Genomic DNA, 16,728 nt, shown 5'->3' with positions numbered 1-16,728 from the left:
TTAATGGGTAATGGGAGGCGGCTTTGGCGTATCTTCTGTACCCCACGTGCGATAATGGGCGGCGTGAGTACTCAAGCTGATACCAATGCAGTCATCACCACCAGCGGGCCGGATAAGCCTGGGGTCTCGGCGGCCTTTTTCCGCGTTCTGGCGGCCCATAACGCCACGCTTGTCGACGTCGAACAAGCCATCTTTTCCGGCCGCATTACCCTCGCTGCCCATACCCTCATTCCCGGGGCGCGCGCCGAGCAAATTGCACAGGGGCTGCGCAATACCTTGAGCATTTACGGTCAGCAGGTATCTGTAGACCTGCGGGAGGAAAAATCCACCGCTCGAGCCCGCTCGAGCTATGTGGTGGTCCTCATGGGCACGCAGGTTACCGCCCATCACATGGAGGAAGTTGCCCGCGTACTGGCCAACTTCGATGCCAATATCGATCGCATCCGCGGGCTTTCAACCTCTCCGTTGACCGGGCTGGAGCTTTTCCTATCTCTCGATGGTTCCGCCGCACCTGTGCGCCAGGCATTAGCGGAGCTGGCGCAGCAGATCGGCATCGATATCGCCATTGAACCCGCGGGCCTGGGTCGGCGTTCCAAGCGTTTGGTGTGCTTCGACTGCGATAGCACCCTCATTCAAGGCGAGGTCATCGAGATGCTGGCCGCCCATGCGGGAAAGGAGAACGAGGTTGCCGCTGTAACAGCCCGGGCCATGCGCGGGGAGCTGGACTTTGAGGCTTCCCTGCGTGAACGAGTCGCCGTGCTGGCTGGGCTGGATGCCGCCATTATCGATGAGGTGGCCCGCGATATTCAATTGACTCCGGGCGCCCGGGAAACCATCGCCACGTTGAATCGCATTGGCTACCGCACTGCGGTGGTCTCCGGCGGATTCATCCAAGTATTAGAGGGCCTAGCTGCGGAGATGGAATTGGACTATGTGCGCGCCAATACCTTGGAGATCGCAGATGGGAAGCTCACCGGCCGGGTGACCGGCACGGTGGTTGACCGCAAAGCGAAGGAGGAATTCCTCCGGGAGTTCGCTGCGGATTCCGGGGTGAGTATGCAGCAGACGGTGGCCGTGGGCGATGGCGCCAATGACATCGATATGATTTCTGCTGCTGGGCTGGGGATTGCCTTCAATGCTAAACCAGCCCTGCAGGAAGTGGCAGATACCTCTGTGAACCACCGGCGGTTGGATGAGGTCCTGCAAATTTTGGGTATTCCGGCCGAGGAGGTTGTTGATGAATAAATTCGAAAGAGCGCATCAGCGTTTGGTGGAAGCCTGTGATTCACGCTCCTGGCGCGATGATCCCGAGAACCCAGATGATCCGGCCACGATTCAAGCTATGCAGATTGCGCTTAATCTGCCGAAGCAGGAGCCGCCGACACGTACGGCGGTGCTAGAAGCGGCCGCGCGCGCTGTGGTGGCGGTGTGCCTCGACGAGCGCGCGGGCGAGGACGGCGCCTTCGCGCAGGCGCTGGGGCAGTGGTATGGCCACCGCATCCGCAAGATCGCCCGCCGCGCGCGCAATAAAGCGTGGCGCGATGTACAAAGCCTGCCCGGCGTGACCGTAGCGGACCGCGCCCGCGCTTTTGCGCCCTCGGCCGTAGCAGAGGTGGATCCTCTCATTGCCAAGCTGCAGATCGGCCACACCGACCTTGCCTATGACGAACCCGCAGCCCCGCTTAGCGATGCCCCCGTTATCTACGTCGACCGCAGCCTCGACATGTCTGCGGGCAAAGTCGCGGCACAGGTAGGCCACGGCTCGATGATGCTGGCCGCTGCGATGTCGGTGGATGAAGCACGCGACTGGGCAGAAACTGACTTTCGGCTTTCGGTGCGCGAGGTTTCCGCGACGGATTTTCGCACCGCCTGCGCACAGGACGGCGCCGTGGTCATCGTTGACGCCGGCTTTACGGAAATCGCGCCAGACTCGGCTACCGTGTGCGCCCTGTGGCGACCAATCGCTTAAGCGCACCCCGGACCGTGCTCGCGTCAGTGGTCTGCCAAAAGCGCGGCATGGAGGCCTTGAGGAAGCTGCCGTAGCGCTTATACTCCAGGCGGTTATCAAGCACGGCGACCACGCCGCGATCGGTCACGTGGCGCAGCAGACGGCCGGCTCCCTGCGCCATCAGCAAGGCGGCGTGATTGGCGGAGACCTCCATGAACCCGGAGCGGCCGGCGGCATCGGCTGCTTGGGCGCGCGCCTGCATGAGGGGATCGTCTGGGCGAGGGAATGGAATGCGGTCGATGATGACCAGCGAGCACGCCGGCCCTGGCACGTCCACGCCCTGCCATAGGGTAAGCGTTCCGAAGAGGCAGGAGTTTTCCTTCTGCGAGAATTTCTCTACTAGCGCACCGATGGAATCTTCGCCCTGCACGAAGAGGTCAAACGGGATACGGGGTTTGAGCGCGGCGGCTGCTTCTTCCGCGGCCCGGCGAGAGGAAAACAATCCGAGAGTGCGCCCGCCGGCGGCCATGATGAGCTCATAGATCTCCTCGATCGATTCTTTAGACAGCCCCTCGCGGCCCGGAGCGGGCAGATGCTTGGCGGTGTATAAAATGCCGGATTTGGCTGGGTCGAAGGGCGTGCCCGCGTCCAAGGTGTCATAGGTGCCGCTCGGCATGCCCCACTGTGCGGCCATAGCATCAAAGCGGCCGCCGAGGGCGAGAGTGGCCGAGGTAAGCACTACAGTTTGTTCCCCAAAGAGGTTCTCGCGCAGCATGTGGGCGATGGACAGGGGTGCCACGGCGAGGGTTTCGGCGTCGCTGCGCGGATCGCGTTCGAGCCAGACTACGTCGTCCTGCTTGGCTGGGTCATCGGTGGCGAAGACCTCCAGCATGCGGGATACGGCTTGCGCGAGGTCGGAGAGGTGGTTGCTTAAGTTTTGTCGCTCGGCGTTCTTTTCTGGGTCATCGGTGGCTTCGCCTTCGGGTGCGCGTGAAACGAGAGACTTAACGCGCAGGAACTCTTCGGCGAGCGCGCGCAGGTGGCCCTGCGAAGTTTCATCCAAGTCGGTCCACCGTCCGGGCTCCTGGATTTTCATCAGGTCATCGAATTCCTCGGCCAGATCCGAAAGGTTGCCGGCATTGCCTAAGGACTTCGCGCGGTTGGCGGCCATCTTGATGGCGCGGGTAGTAATCTCCGCGGTGGACACGGAGGTGATCCGGCCGTCGAGCTCGTGGGCCTCATCGATAATGGCCACGTCGTGTTCGGGCAAAATATTTGCCTCAGAGATAGCGTCGATGGCCAGCATGGCGTGGTTGGTGACCACGATATCGACGTCGGCAGCCGCCCTGCGAGCTTCTTCCGCAAAACAGTCTGGCCCGTGCGGGCAACGCGAAGCCCCCAAGCACTCGTTGGACGTTACCGACACCGCCCGCCACACTAGGTCCGGTACACCTGGCTCGAGGTCATCGCGGTCACCGGTTTCGGTTTCTTGCGCCCATTCGTGGATGCGGCGCACGGCCTTGCCGCGGCGGGAGATCTCGGATTCGTCGATAAGAGCTTCCGGGTCATCCGGGGTAGCCGCAATCTTATTCATGCACAGGTAGTTATTGCGGCCCTTCATGATGGCGAAGGTAGGAGTGCGCTCCATAACAGGGGCAAGGGCCTTCGTGAGCCGGGGCAGATCGCGCTCCACCAGCTGGCGCTGCAATGCCAGGGTCGCGGTGGAGACGATGACAGTGGACCCTGAGTTCATTGCATGCCGGATAGCCGGGACTAGGTAGGCCAGCGACTTACCGGTGCCGGTACCGGCCTGCACTGCTAAGTGGCGCTCCTTATCGAGCGCGGCCGCGACGGCCGTGGCCATGCGCACCTGGCCTTCGCGCTGGCTGCCACCCAACGCAGCAACGGCCTTGTCTAGCAGCGTTTCCGTGTCAAGGTTTAGGGGCTCATCTGCGTGCTCACTCACCCCACACAGTCTAGCGGCCTACTTTTTAAAGCCCACCATCCGTGTGGGCACTGCTGCTTCATCGCGGGAGAGCGCTAGGCCTTCCCACGGCAGGGTCTTGCGGGCCTGATCCAAATACTCGCGGGAGGCATGCAGATCCGGCAGCTCATCCACGATGTGTCCATCGCGCATGAGCGGAATGGTCATCTCGCGGGTATCGAGCTGGCCGGTATCTGGCGCGGGCGCGTCAAAGGGATAGACGATCTCTTCCACCGCCACGCCCGAGGAACGGTAGGTGCGTAGCGCGCGCTTGGCACCGCCGACGGACTGCTTGGAAGTAGAGCGCTTGGCCACTGGGATGCCGTCTACTTCTACGACCTTGTAGACCATGCCGGCGGTCGGTGCGCCAGACCCGGTTGCCACAGACGTACCGACGCCGTAGACGTCTACCGGATCGCCGCGCAGGCCGGCGATAGCGAACTCGTCGAGGTCGGAAGAGACCACGATATTGGTGTTGTGGTTGCCCAAATCATCCAGCTGTTTGCGCACGCGGCGGGTAACGGCGCCCAAGTCACCGGAATCTATGCGGACCCCACCTAGCTGCGGGCCACCTACTTTCACTGCGGTTTCTACGCCCTTGGTGATGTCATAGGTATCCACCAGTAACGTGGTGTCCACGCCCAAGGTCTCGATCTGGGAACGGAAGGCGGCCTCTTCGTTCGGAGTGCCATCCGGGTTTGTGTGCGCCAAAGTCCAGGAGTGGGCCGCGGTGCCGGAGACAGGGATGCCGTAGCGGTAGCCCGCCTCCAAATTGGAGGTGGCTTCGAAGCCAGCCAGGTAGGCCGCGCGGGCGGAGGTTACCGCCGCATACTCGTGGGTGCGGCGCGAACCCATCTCGATAATCGGGCGGCCATCGGCCGCCGTGACCATGCGGGAGGCGGCCGAGGCCACCGCGGAATCGGCATTCATGATGGACAAAATAACGGTCTCCAAAATGAGGCACTCTCCAAAGGTGCCGCGCACCGTCAAGATGGGGGAGTTGGGGAAATAGAGTTCACCCTCGCGGTAGCCGTCAATCTGCCCAGAAAAGCGGTAGTGACGCAGGTATTCCTTGGTTTTCTCATCGAGGAAGTCCATCTCTGCCAATTGATTGGCTGAAAAGCGGAAATCCTCCACCGCCCGCAGGACCCGCTCGGTGCCGGCAACCACGCCGTAGCGGCGCTCATTGGGCAGGCGGCGGCCGAATACCTCGCAGGTGACCTGGCGGTTTGCCGAGCCGTCTCGCAGCGCGGCCTGGAGCATAGTGAGCTCGTATTTATCCGTCAGTAAAGCGGTGGAGCGATCATTAGGAATAGCTTTGTCATTCACGTGAGTGATAATACCCACTGACTAGGTGTTTTTCAGAGGTTTAGATTCTTTGGACCTAGATTGTCCGCAGCTAGATCGGGCTGGCCCACAATAAATCCCCAAAAGTGGTTAGGCTAGAAAGCATGAAGGCGCAATTTCCCGTAGTCCGCATGAGCTCTCCTATGGCTACGCCCGAATTGGACGAAGAAATCGACGTAGATGTGGCCACGAGCGAGAACCTCCCGTGGATGTGCATCGTGTGGGATGACCCAGTCAACCTCATGAGCTACGTGTCCTATGTATTCCAAACGGTTTTGGGATACGACAAGAAGCGGGCCAATGAACTTATGATGCAGGTCCATACTGAGGGCAAGGCCGCCGTGTCCAGCGGCGAGCGCGACAAGATTGAAGCGGACGTGAAAAAGCTCCAGATCGCTGGTCTGTGGGCGACGATGCAGCAGGCAGGTTAACTAGATGCAACCATGGAAGAAAAAGAAGTCCCTTATGCGCGCGCCAAAAATTACGGCTGTCTTTGAGCCGATGGAGCGCGAGGTTTTGGGAGATCTCACCGCTACCGTCTCTGAGGCGATCATCGAGCGTGCGCAGTCTGCACCTAAGGATGAGCTAGCAGAGATGCTGGATATGCCTACTGGGCATACGGAAGCCCCAGAAGATCCTTCACTGGCCCGCCTCTTTCCAGACTTTGAAATGCCCGGCGATGAGGAATACGAAGGCGATGCTTCTTTGCTGCGTTCGCTGCACGAAAATGACATTGCGCGCGCCAAATTGGAAAACCTCCAGGTGATCGGCACGGCTCTCGGCCCCACCGGTGGGGTAGAGGTCAGCATTAATGAGCAGGAGGCCCACGCCTTCGTTGCCGGCCTAAACGATCTGCGCCTCTACGTTGCGGCGGGCGATGTTTCTGATGACAACCTGATGTTGGACCGCGATAGCCTGGTGGAATGGCTTGCCTTTTGCCAGGATTCGCTACTTCAGGTGCTGATGGATTAATGCTGGGCGGCATTAGCATCGGGCATTTTAGCGGCACCGATACCGGCGTCACGGTGCTCTATTGCGGGCCGGGCGGCGCGCTCGGCAGCGTCGACGTGCGCGGTGGCGGACCAGGCACCCGGGAAACGGATCTCTTGCAGCCACATAATACGGTCGAGCGGGTTCACGCAGTGGTGTTGTCGGGCGGCTCCGCCTTTGGCTTGGCAGCCGCGGACGGCGTGATGAATGAGCTGGCAGAGCAGGGGATTGGCTTCCCGGTCTTTGGCGAGGAAAAACCCGGTCCGCGTGTGCCCATCGTTCCCGGTGCCGTCATTTTTGACCTCTTGGTCGGGCCTTCCCGACCCGGGCCGGAAGAGGGCGCGGCCGCGCTCCGAGCCGCGCTGGCGGGCAATGATGAAACCATGGGCACGGTGGGAGCCGGCGTGGGTGCTACCGCCGGCAAGCTGCGGGGTGGCTTCGGCCTAGCTACGCGCCGGGTAGGAAATTACGAGGTTAGCGCCGCGATGGTCGCCAACCCTGTGGGTGAGGTCATCGATCCGCAGTCCGGCCGGCTCTACGGTGCGCCAGGGAGCACCGCGGTCAATGCTGCTGCCTACCGCGCCTTGCCACATCCAGCGGAGTCCAAGCTCAATACCACCATCGGTGCCGTGCTTACCGACGCCCCCATTAACACTGCCCAAGCCCAGCGCTTGGCCATGACTGCCCACGATGGCATCGCCCGCGCGGTGCGTCCTGCGCATTCACCGCTAGATGGTGACACCATCTTCGCCTTATCCACCGCGCAGCGCCCGGCCGAACTCAGCACGCAGATAATGACCCAGATTTGCGCCGCTGCCGCCGATGCCGTGGAGGAAGCGATTGTCAACGCGGTTACCGCCGCCGAGCCTGGCTTGGGCTTGAGCGTGTACCGCGATCTGCTGGACTAAGATAAGGCGCATTATGACTTCAGGTGGAACATTTAACTACCGGCCGGCGCCCGCGGGCCAGGTCAATCGTGGCGATTCCAAAAACTACACTCGCAGCGGGCGCATCACCACCGGATTTTCTATAGCTTTTGGCTTCCTCGTGGTGGAGTGGGCGGTCCACATTATTAACGCGTTCCTTTTTGGCGGCCAGCTATCCAATTACGGCATTCGCCCGCTGGACTTCAACGGCATCTGGGGCATTTTTACCGCCCCACTGCTGCATGCAAACTTTGAGCACCTCATGTCCAATTCGGTGCCCGGCGCCATTTTCTGCTTCCTTATCGGCCTGTCCGGCCGCAAGGCTTGGTGGGAAGTTACCCTGATTACCACTCTGGTCGCAGGCCTTGGCACGTGGTTCATTGGTGGCCCCGGTACCTCCCACATCGGGGCGTCCAGTTTGGTCTATGGCTGGCTGGCATATCTGATTGTGCGCGGTATCTTCAATCGATCGCTCATCCAGACCATTTTGGGCATCGTTCTCGGCTTTGCCTATTCCGGCCTGGTGTGGGGCGTGCTGCCCGTCTACGAGGGCGTGAGCTGGCAGGGCCACCTTTTCGGTGCCATCGGCGGCATTCTAGCCGGCATGACCATCACCTCGGACGATCCGGTTAAAGCAGTGAAGCGCTAATGCCTACCGCAACCTCTCCCATTGGCATCTTTGATTCCGGCGTGGGCGGACTCACCGTGGCACGCGCAGTGATGGAACAGCTGCCGCACGAATCCGTCATCTATACCGGCGATACTGCCCATAGCCCCTACGGTCCGCGGCCCATCTCAGAAGTCCGCGCCTTTTCTCAGGACGTGGCAGATCGGCTGGTGGAACGAGGCTGCAAGATGTTGGTCATAGCGTGCAATACCGCCACAGCCGCCTTCTTGCATGATGCGCGTGAACGCTACGATATCCCCATCGTGGAGGTTATCCGTCCCGCGGTGCGCCGCGCCATGTCCACCACGCGCAACGGAAAAATTGGCGTCATCGGCACCGAAGGCACCATCAAATCCGGCGCCTATCAGGACCTTTTTGCGCTCAATCCGAAGGTACAGGCTTTCGCTACCGCCTGCCCGGATTTTGTTCCTTTTGTAGAGCGTGGCATTACCGCCGGCCGCCAGATCCTCGGCGTCGCTGAGGGCTATTTGGCCCCGCTCCAAGCACAAGGAGTAGACACGCTGGTCTTGGGCTGTACGCACTATCCGCTGTTGACCGGCATCATCCAGCTAGCTATGGGAGATAATGTCTCGCTGGTGACATCTTCGGAGGAAACCACCAAGGACGTTATGCGGATTCTCACGGACACCGATATGTTGGCCCCCGCAGATACTCAGCCGGTCCACACCTTTGAATCGACCGGTGACCCGGAAGCCTTTGCCCGCCTTGCCACACGCTTTCTCGGCCCGCGGATTGCATAAGTAGGTGCAAATTTCTCCCCCGTTTGCACGTTGAGTACGCATGCGGGGCGATTTCATGGAACTATTGAGCCCATGAAGCTGACCATCTTAGGCTGCTCCGGTAGCGTCCCCACCGCCCAGAACCCCGCCTCCGGCTATTTGCTGTCCTTCGATAATGCGCCGTCCATCGTCCTCGATATGGGCCCTGGCACCTTAGCGCAGCTGGAACAGCAGCAGGATCCTTGCGATGCGCACGTGGCTTTTAGTCACCTGCATGCCGATCACTGCCTGGATTTCCCCTCTCTGATGGTGTGGCGCCGCTTCCATCCCACGGCGCCCGCGGCCTCAAGAAATATGTGCTTCGGGCCGGAGGCTACGCCGACGCACCTGGGCCGCCTGTCTTCCGATGAGGTCGATGGCATCGATGACATGTCCGATACCTTCGCCTTTAGCGCATGGGAGCCGGGCGAGCGCCAGCTTGTCGACGATGTATATATCACTCCCTTCCCAGTCACCCACCCGGTAGAGGCCTATGCTTTGCGCGTGGAACATACTAAGACGGGCCAGACCATCACCTACTCCGGTGATTCTTCATATACGCCCGCGCTTGTCGACGCCGCACGGGGCGCCGACATTTTCCTCTGTGAGGCAGCCTGGGGCGCGAGCTCGGAGGGGATGGCACCGGATATGCATATGTCGGGCGCGGAAGCTGGCAGGGCGGCGCGCGAGGCGGGCGTGGGCAAGCTCGTGCTCATCCACATCCAACCGTGGGGCGATGCCCAAGCTACCTTGGAGGCCGCTCGCTCCGAATTCGACGGTGAGATTATCCTCGGCGCCGCGGGTATGGAGTTCTAAGATACGCTGGACGGCATGACTGAATTTACTCGTGCCGATGGGCGCGCGCTGGACCAGATGCGCAGCGTCCGCATTACCCGCAATTTCACTACCAACCCTGCCGGCTCCGTGCTGGTGGAGTTTGGCAATACCCGCGTCATGTGCACCGCATCCGTGGAATATGGCGTGCCGCGCTTCAAGCGCGATTCCGGTGAAGGCTGGCTTACCGCCGAGTACGCCATGCTGCCTTCCGCCACCCACGATCGCATGCCGCGCGAATCCATGAAGGGCAAGGTCAAGGGCCGCACGCATGAAATTTCTCGCCTCGTCGGCCGCTCCCTGCGCGCCGCAGTGGACTTGGAGGAGCTAGGGGAGAACACCATTCAGCTCGATTGCGACGTCCTCCAGGCTGATGGCGGCACCCGCACTGCCTCTATCACCGGCGCCTATGTTGCGCTGGCTGACGCCATCGCGCACCTCAAAGCCGAGGGCGTCGTCCCCGGCGAGCCGCTGCTCGATCCCATCGCTGCGGTCTCGGTAGGCATTATTGATGGTGAAATCTGCCTCGACTTGCCCTATGAGGAAGACTCCCGCGCCGAGGTCGACCTCAACGTAGTAATGCAGGAATCCGGCGACTTCGTTGAAATCCAGGGCACCGGTGAGCACGGTCTCTTTGGCCGAGAGGAGCTCAACGAGATGCTCGACGTAGCGCAGAAGGGCTGCCGCGAACTCATCGCCGCACAGAAGGCGGCGCTGGGGTGGTAATTCTCGTCGCATCTAGTAACCCTAAGAAGCTCGGCGAGCTGGAACGGATTCTGGCTGATGCCGGCATCGAGGGCGTCGAGCTGCGCCCGCTTTCCGCCGTGGAACCTTATCCAGAACCGGTAGAAGATGGCCGCACTTTTGCCGATAATGCGCTCATCAAGGCCCGTGCTGGCGTGGCCGCTACCGGTTATGCCACCGTGGCGGATGATTCGGGCCTCGCTATCGAAGAGCTCAACGGCATGCCCGGCGTGCTTTCCGCCCGTTGGTCCGGCCAGCACGGCAATGACCAGGCCAATAATGACTTAGTCTTGGCGCAGATGGCCGATGTCCCTGATGAGCGCCGTGCCGCAGCCTTTGTCTCGGTCTGCGCGCTCGTCACGCCCGAAGGCGCAGAGCACGTGGCCGAGGGCCGCTGGGAAGGCCGCTTCTTGCGCGAGCCGCGCGGGGAAAACGGCTTTGGTTATGACCCGCTCTTCCAGCCGGAAGGCGAGTCCCGATCGGCTGCAGAGATGTCCCCAGAAGAAAAGAACGCGGTCTCGCATCGCGGCCGCGCTCTTAGTCAACTTGTCCCCGCCATCGCGGAGCTTGTTCACAACTCTTAGAGTTGGAACTCCTCCGTGATTTCCTTGCGGCGCTTGTGCTCCATCCAGAAGGACAGGAAGGGCACCACGCCCGCAAGGGCGGTGGTAAAGAGCTTGCCCACCGGCCACAGCGCGCGCGGGCCGAGGATGAGGATGGACAGCAGGTAGGTCATGTACGCGATGCCGTGCACGATCGCGATATAGGTGGCCCACTCGGGGATATCCATGCCAATGATGTACTGGCAGACCATGCGGATGACCAGGATGATCAAGAAGATACCGGTCACAGTGGCCGCGATGGAGAAAAACTTCAAGGGTCCGCGGATGCGGGCTTGGCGGGCGGGGTGAACTTTATTGGTCATAATCAGCTTTCTTCATTCTCGCCGCGCCGGCGGCGCGGGGTATTCATGGCGTTGAACGTTTCCACATCCATCTGGGGCCGCTGGGGCAAAAAATCCTCATCAATTTTGGTTTCTGCCTGCGGCTGTGTGGGAGCGTCGGCCGGGGCGGTTTTGTCTGTGTCATGCATGTCGCGGGCTTCTTCCTCGGCCGCGAGGCGCTCGTTTTCATAGCGCAGCGTGGTGCGATAGGCATAAACCACGAACACGGCAAACAGTGGCCACTGGAAGGCATAGCCCAGGTTTTGGAAGGTGCCCGAGCCGGAGTGGAAGCGGGTCCATTGCCAATAGGCCAGGAATAGGAAGAGCACGACGAAAAACGCGATGAGGAGGATGTGCCACCATCGCACCTGCACGCGCTTGTTTTTCTGTTCCTCTTGAGTGCTCACGCGTTCCACCCTACCCACCAGCGGCCGGAAAACAGAACACCCCTGGTTTCTGGATTACCCGCCCACCGTGTACACTATGTCAAGTCCCCCGCGCCCGTGGCGGAATTGGCAGACGCGCTAGATTTAGGTTCTAGTGTCTTATGACGTGTGAGTTCAAGTCTCACCGGGCGCACCATAGGCGCCGTCGACCCTCGTGGCCGGCGGCGTTTTCGCATATCACCGTCCGTATTTCACCCTAAGATGGGCATTATGAAAAAGCTGTTTTCCACCCTTATCGCTGTCATTCTCATCGCCGCCCTGGCGGTAGCTGCGGTGGTGGTGTGGCAAGTCCGGGAACCGGTGGACGTGGAGACCGAATCGAGCAATACCAAGGTCATCAAGGCCGTGGAGCGCGAGGAACAAGTGGTGCTCGTCTCCTTGGGGATTGAGGGATTATCGGAGGAGTCCGCCACCAGCACGCTGTGGAATTGGCAGGTCCCAGGCAGTGAGCGTACCCAATACATCAAGTACTCCTACCGCGCGAAGCTCGGCATTGAAGGATCCCGGGTGCACGTAGAAGAGGAATCCCCGCACCATTTCCGCGTGCAGGTCCCCGAGTTCATTTTCATTGGCCACTCGGATGAGAACTTCGAAACCGCGGTGGACGATAATGGCGCGCTGAGCTGGATTACCCCGGATATCGATAAAGCGGAAACCATCACCAAGATTCTGGATGAGGACAAAAAGAAAAAGGACATCGCGGATAATCGCGATGTCCTCCAAAGCCAGGCCAAGCAGTTCTACACCGGCATTATTTCCGGCGTGGACCCGGAGGCTGAGGTAGATTTTTCCTTCCGTTAGCTAGTCCACCTCGGTGAACTTGCGGTCCCAGGAAGAACGGACCGGGTTGGCATCGGCTAGCAAGATATCGAAGCGGTCGTTGGCAATCTCTACGATCTCACCCAGCGCGGTGCGGTACTCCTGCTCTGGGGAGTTAGCCAGCCTGCGTACGCCGGCGTCAATGACGCGGTCAACGGTGTCATTGGTATCCAGATAAGCCACAAAGGGCATATCGAAGCGCTCGCGGTAGGCGGCGGAAAGCTCGGTAATGCGCTCGGTCTGCACATCATCCAAGTCGGTTAGCCCCAAGGAGCCGCGGTCGGCGGAGATGGTGGCGGCTTCGTCGGCGTCGGCAAGCAGCAGCTCATCCATGGCAGGGTAATCGTGGATGAGGGCAGCACGGCGGGAATCATCCGCGGTCAGCACGGCTACCTGAATGGCGGCGCGCAGCTCATTGACATCGCTGAAAGGCCGCGACTCCCACGCCAGTTCGAGCGGCCACGTCTCGTTATTGAACAGCGGGCGCAGCGCGGAGACGAATTCCTCGCGGGAGGCATTGTTGAGCTGCTGTAGGCTTACGCTCTTGCCGACGGCCCGAGACACCTGCGTGCCCTGCTTTCCCCCGGTGTGGAAGAACAGCAGGTTAAGCACGATGGCGGTAATGGCGCCGATGGACATGCCGGAGGAGACGAAGGTTTGCGCCCACTCCGGGAAGGCCGTGGCGATATCCGGCTTGAAGGTCACCAGCATGGCCAAGCCGAGCGCGGAAGTGACGATGACGGAATTGCGGCCATCGGAAAGATCGGCCTTGGCGATGGTCTGTAGGCCCACCCACGCTACGTTGGCGAAAAGCGCCAGGGAGGCGCCGCCAAGCACAGGGGAGGGGATGGCGGCCACGACCGCACCGGCCTTGGGCAAAATGCCCAATACCATCATGAATCCGGCGGCAGCCACGGCCACCCAGCGCGATTTCACGCTGGTCAGGCGGACCAGACCGACGTTTTGTGCAAAGCAGGTATACGGGAAGGAATTCATTACGCCGCCCACCAGGGTGGACAGGCCATCGGCGCGGATGGCGCGCACGACATCATCGCGACGGATGCGCTTTTTGACAATCTCGCCGGTGGCAAAGACATCGCCAGTGGTCTCCACCATGGTGATGATCATGACAATGATGAGCGAGAAAATAGCCACCACGTCGAACTTTGGCATGCCGAAGTAGAACGGGGTGGTGATACCGAGAGCGGGGGCGGAGGAGACTTCGCTAAAGGAGGCGTCGCCTAGCACGAGCGCCACGCCCGTACCCAAGACTAGGCCGATGAGCACGGCCAGGGTGCCTAGGAAGCCAGAGGAAAAACGCTGCACCAAAACGATGACCGCGAGCGTGCCAAAACCGTAGAGCAGGTCACGGGTGGCTGGAACTCCCTCGGCGTAATTGACAAAGTCATTGGCCGAAACCCCCAATAGTGAAGTGCCCATCACCAGCAGGACCGAACCGGTGACCACCGGCGGGAAGAAACGCAGCACTTTGCCAAAGACCGGCGCCGCGAAGAAAGTAAACAGGCCGGCGACGATGATGGCGCCATAAATGGTCGGCAGCGAGGCCACCCCGCCTTCGCCGTCGGTTGCGCCCAGGCCAATGGCAATAATCGGGGAGACGGCCGTTGTGGTTACGCCCTGCACGATGGGCAGGCGCACGCCAATGCGCTTGCCGACGCCCATGGACTGAAAGATCGTTGCTATGCCACAGGTCAAAAGGTCCGCATTGATGAGGTGGATGGTGGTTTCCGCATCCAGGTTAAGCGAGCCGGCGATGAGCAGTGGAACGATAACCGCCCCGGCATAAAAGGCCAGTACGTGCTGCAAACCCAAGGCGGCTAGTTTGGGGGCGGGTGGGACGGTATCTACTGGATGCTTGGGCTGGGAAGCCACGAAGTCCTCCTTTGTGCGGAAGCGAAGCTGAACGGGTTTAACAGTAGAGGTTCGTGCAGGTAGCGACCAAAAAATCGGGGTGATGAGGAACACGTTCGGGGCTAGTCCACCCCCGATCTAAGACGTACGTGCGTTCTGCATGAAATCACTAACCAGCGAAACAACACGACCGGTTTATATTTAGCCTTTCCAACGTCTGCTGAACTTGTTATTACCGCTGATGTAGTCAACAATTGAGGCCAGAGGGGCTTGGTGCTGTGGCTCGAAAAAGCGGCATTTACCCCTGATAGAAATTCGCCCGAAAGAAGGGAATTATGACTACCGCAACGCAGCCTCAACAGTTTGAAGCGTGGAAGGGATTTGAGTCCGGTCCATGGACCGAGGGCATCAACGTCCGCGACTTCATTCAGCGTAACTACACGCCGTACGACGGCGATTCCAGCTTCCTGGCGGGCCCGACCGAAAAGACCAAGCGCGTCTGGGAGACCCTGGAGAAGAACTACCTGTCCGTCGAGCGCGAAAAGCGCGTCTACGACGTTGACACCCACACCCCGACCGACATTGACGCTTTCCCGGCCGGCTATATCTCAGAGGACGACGACGTTATCGTCGGTCTGCAGACCGATACCCCGCTGAAGCGCGCCATGATGCCGTTCGGTGGCTGGCGCATGGTCAAGCAGGCCATCGCCGAAGCAGGCAAGGAAGTCGACCCTGAGGTGGAGAAGATCTTCACCCGCTACCGCAAGACCCACAACGATGCGGTCTTCGATATCTACACCCCGCGCATCCGCGCTGCTCGTTCATCACACATCATCACCGGTCTGCCGGATGCTTATGGCCGTGGCCGCATCATCGGTGACTACCGCCGCGTGGCTCTCTACGGTGTGGACTACCTGATCGAGGAAAAGCAGGCTTCCCGCGATTCCGTCGCAGACGCTGGCTTCTCTGAGCACTGGGCACGCTTCCGCGAGGAACACTCCGAGCAGATCAAGGCCCTGAAGAAGCTCAAGAAGATGGCTGAGTCCTACGGCTTCGACATCTCCAAGCCGGCTAAGACCGCTCACGAGGCAGTACAGTGGACCTACTTCGGCTACCTGGCATCCATTAAGTCCCAGGATGGCGCCGCAATGTCCATCGGCCGCCTGTCCGCCTTCTTCGATTGCTACTTCGAGCGCGACCTCGCCGCTGGCATCATCACCGAGGAAGACGCCCAGGAAATCATCGACTCCCTGGTTCTCAAGCTGCGCATCGTCCGCTTCCTGCGCACCATCGATTATGACCAGATCTTCTCCGGCGACCCGTACTGGGCAACCTGGTCTGATGCTGGCTTCGGCAACGACGGCCGCCACATGGTCACCAAGACCTCCTTCCGTCTGCTGCAGACCCTGGTAAACCTTGGCCCCTCACCAGAGCCAAATATCACCATTTTCTGGGATCCAAAGCTGCCAGAGGGCTACAAGGAATTCTGTGCCCACATCTCGATTGAGACCTCCTCCATCCAGTACGAGTCTGACCGCCAGATTCGTGAGCAGTGGGGCGACGACGCCGCAATTGCCTGCTGTGTTTCCCCGATGGAAGTGGGCAAGCAGATGCAGTTCTTCGGCGCTCGTGTGAACGCCGCTAAGGCTCTGCTTTACGCCATCAACGGTGGCCGCGATGAGGTAACCGGCAAGCAGGTCGTAGAAGGCTACGAGCCCATCAAGGGCGATGGTCCGCTGGACTTCGATGAAGTTTGGCAGAAGTACGAAGAGATGCTGGACTGGGTTGTTGGCACCTATGTTGAGGCCCTCAACATCATCCACTACTCTCACGACAAGTACGCCTACGAGGCAGTCGAGATGGCGCTGCACGATTCCAATATCGTACGCTCCATGGGCTGCGGCATCGCCGGCCTGTCCATCGTCGCCGACTCCCTGGCTGCTATCAAGTACGCCAAGGTCACTCCGGTCCGTGACGAGACCGGCCTGATTACGGACTACGTCACCGAGGGCGAGTTCCCGTTCTATGGCAACGATGATGACCGCGCCGATGACATCGCCGCAACCATCGTCCACACCGTGATGGAAAAGATTAAGGCCATCCCGATGTACCGCAACGCCATCCCAACCCAGTCCGTGCTGACCATTACCTCGAACGTGGTCTACGGCAAGGCAACAGGCGCCTTCCCGTCGGGCCACAAGGCCGGCACGCCGTTCTCCCCAGGCGCAAACCCTGAAAACGGTGCCGACAGCCACGGCATGGTTGCTTCCATGCTGTCCGTTGGCAAGCTGGATTACAAGGACGCCTTGGACGGCATCTCGCTGACCAACACCATTACTCCTTCCGGATTGGGCCGCACCCCAGAAGAGCGCATCAATAACTTGGTGGGCGTTCTGGATGCCGGCTTCATCATGGAGAAGTAAAAACCA

General features: G+C 60.4%; 17 protein-coding genes and 1 tRNA gene. 13 read left to right on the top strand and 5 right to left on the bottom strand.

Annotated features, from left to right (window positions below; translation table 11 throughout):
* Window positions 1-54 precede the first annotated feature (54 nt).
* Window positions 55-1,245 (top strand): phosphoserine phosphatase SerB, encoded by a 1,191-nt coding sequence (gene serB / locus MHK04_RS04200; protein WP_239207950.1) that lies wholly within the window; start codon window positions 55-57, stop codon window positions 1,243-1,245.
* Window positions 1,238-1,969: an aminoacyl-tRNA hydrolase gene (locus MHK04_RS04195; RefSeq protein ID WP_239207949.1), complete on the top strand. Its 732-nt coding sequence runs from the start codon at window positions 1,238-1,240 to the stop codon at window positions 1,967-1,969. The genes serB and MHK04_RS04195 overlap by 8 nt, the downstream gene beginning before the upstream one ends.
* Here the strand turns inward: MHK04_RS04195 and MHK04_RS04190 are convergent.
* Complete coding sequence (locus tag MHK04_RS04190; RefSeq protein ID WP_239207948.1) at window positions 1,935-3,914, bottom strand: ATP-dependent DNA helicase; 1,980 nt, start codon at window positions 3,912-3,914, stop codon at window positions 1,935-1,937. The two genes, MHK04_RS04195 and MHK04_RS04190, sit on opposite strands and share 35 nt — an antisense overlap.
* Window positions 3,915-3,932: 18 nt before the next feature.
* Complete coding sequence (locus MHK04_RS04185) at window positions 3,933-5,261, bottom strand: nicotinate phosphoribosyltransferase (RefSeq protein ID WP_034655966.1); 1,329 nt, start codon at window positions 5,259-5,261, stop codon at window positions 3,933-3,935.
* Between the two features lie 122 nt (window positions 5,262-5,383).
* On the opposite strand from MHK04_RS04185, the gene clpS reads away from it, so the two are divergent.
* From clpS to rdgB, 8 genes are all read left to right on the top strand, one after another.
* Complete coding sequence (clpS, locus tag MHK04_RS04180; RefSeq protein WP_023020860.1) at window positions 5,384-5,710, top strand: ATP-dependent Clp protease adapter ClpS; 327 nt, start codon at window positions 5,384-5,386, stop codon at window positions 5,708-5,710.
* Window positions 5,711-5,714: 4 nt separating this feature from the next.
* Window positions 5,715-6,251: a DUF2017 domain-containing protein gene (locus MHK04_RS04175; RefSeq protein WP_023020861.1), complete on the top strand. Its 537-nt coding sequence runs from the start codon at window positions 5,715-5,717 to the stop codon at window positions 6,249-6,251.
* On the top strand, window positions 6,251-7,177 hold the full coding sequence (locus MHK04_RS04170; RefSeq protein ID WP_239204921.1) for a P1 family peptidase: 927 nt from the start codon (window positions 6,251-6,253) through the stop codon (window positions 7,175-7,177). Before MHK04_RS04175 ends, MHK04_RS04170 begins: the two co-directional genes overlap by 1 nt.
* 13 nt (window positions 7,178-7,190) lie before the next feature.
* Window positions 7,191-7,844 carry a rhomboid family intramembrane serine protease gene (locus tag MHK04_RS04165; RefSeq protein WP_023020863.1) on the top strand — a complete coding sequence of 218 codons (654 nt, stop codon included), beginning with the start codon at window positions 7,191-7,193 and terminating at the stop codon, window positions 7,842-7,844.
* The gene (gene murI / locus MHK04_RS04160; RefSeq protein ID WP_239207947.1) at window positions 7,844-8,623 is read left to right on the top strand and encodes a glutamate racemase; all 780 of its coding nucleotides are present in this window, start codon (window positions 7,844-7,846) and stop codon (window positions 8,621-8,623) included. Before MHK04_RS04165 ends, murI begins: the two co-directional genes overlap by 1 nt.
* Before the next feature lie 72 nt (window positions 8,624-8,695).
* Window positions 8,696-9,457 (top strand): MBL fold metallo-hydrolase, encoded by a 762-nt coding sequence (locus MHK04_RS04155; RefSeq protein ID WP_023020865.1) that lies wholly within the window; start codon window positions 8,696-8,698, stop codon window positions 9,455-9,457.
* Window positions 9,458-9,472: 15 nt separating this feature from the next.
* Window positions 9,473-10,201 (top strand): ribonuclease PH, encoded by a 729-nt coding sequence (rph, locus tag MHK04_RS04150; protein ID WP_005323955.1) that lies wholly within the window; start codon window positions 9,473-9,475, stop codon window positions 10,199-10,201.
* On the top strand, window positions 10,195-10,803 hold the full coding sequence (gene rdgB / locus MHK04_RS04145) for an RdgB/HAM1 family non-canonical purine NTP pyrophosphatase (RefSeq protein WP_239207946.1): 609 nt from the start codon (window positions 10,195-10,197) through the stop codon (window positions 10,801-10,803). Before rph ends, rdgB begins: the two co-directional genes overlap by 7 nt.
* On the opposite strand, the gene MHK04_RS04140 is transcribed toward rdgB, so the two are convergent.
* Window positions 10,800-11,144: a DUF3817 domain-containing protein gene (locus MHK04_RS04140; protein ID WP_023020867.1), complete on the bottom strand. Its 345-nt coding sequence runs from the start codon at window positions 11,142-11,144 to the stop codon at window positions 10,800-10,802. The two genes, rdgB and MHK04_RS04140, sit on opposite strands and share 4 nt — an antisense overlap.
* 2 nt (window positions 11,145-11,146) lie before the next feature.
* Window positions 11,147-11,569 (bottom strand): hypothetical protein, encoded by a 423-nt coding sequence (locus MHK04_RS04135; RefSeq protein ID WP_239207945.1) that lies wholly within the window; start codon window positions 11,567-11,569, stop codon window positions 11,147-11,149.
* Between the two features lie 90 nt (window positions 11,570-11,659).
* Here MHK04_RS04135 and MHK04_RS04130 point away from each other — a divergent pair.
* Window positions 11,660-11,744 (top strand) — tRNA-Leu (locus tag MHK04_RS04130).
* 74 nt (window positions 11,745-11,818) lie between these two features.
* Window positions 11,819-12,409 (top strand): hypothetical protein, encoded by a 591-nt coding sequence (locus MHK04_RS04125; RefSeq protein ID WP_239204925.1) that lies wholly within the window; start codon window positions 11,819-11,821, stop codon window positions 12,407-12,409.
* Here MHK04_RS04125 and pbuX read toward each other — a convergent pair whose 3' ends face one another.
* Complete coding sequence (pbuX, locus tag MHK04_RS04120) at window positions 12,410-14,320, bottom strand: PbuX/PucJ/PucK family nucleobase permease (RefSeq protein WP_239207944.1); 1,911 nt, start codon at window positions 14,318-14,320, stop codon at window positions 12,410-12,412.
* A 314-nt stretch (window positions 14,321-14,634) separates the two neighbouring features.
* Between pbuX and pflB the strand changes: the two genes are divergently transcribed.
* Complete coding sequence (gene pflB, locus MHK04_RS04115) at window positions 14,635-16,722, top strand: formate C-acetyltransferase (RefSeq protein ID WP_239207943.1); 2,088 nt, start codon at window positions 14,635-14,637, stop codon at window positions 16,720-16,722.
* The last annotated feature ends 6 nt before the right edge of the window (window positions 16,723-16,728 follow it).

The organism is Corynebacterium nasorum, assembly GCF_022345765.1.
GTDB classification, from domain to species: domain Bacteria; phylum Actinomycetota; class Actinomycetes; order Mycobacteriales; family Mycobacteriaceae; genus Corynebacterium; species Corynebacterium kefirresidentii.
This window is presented reverse-complemented; position numbering and strand designations above follow the sequence as displayed.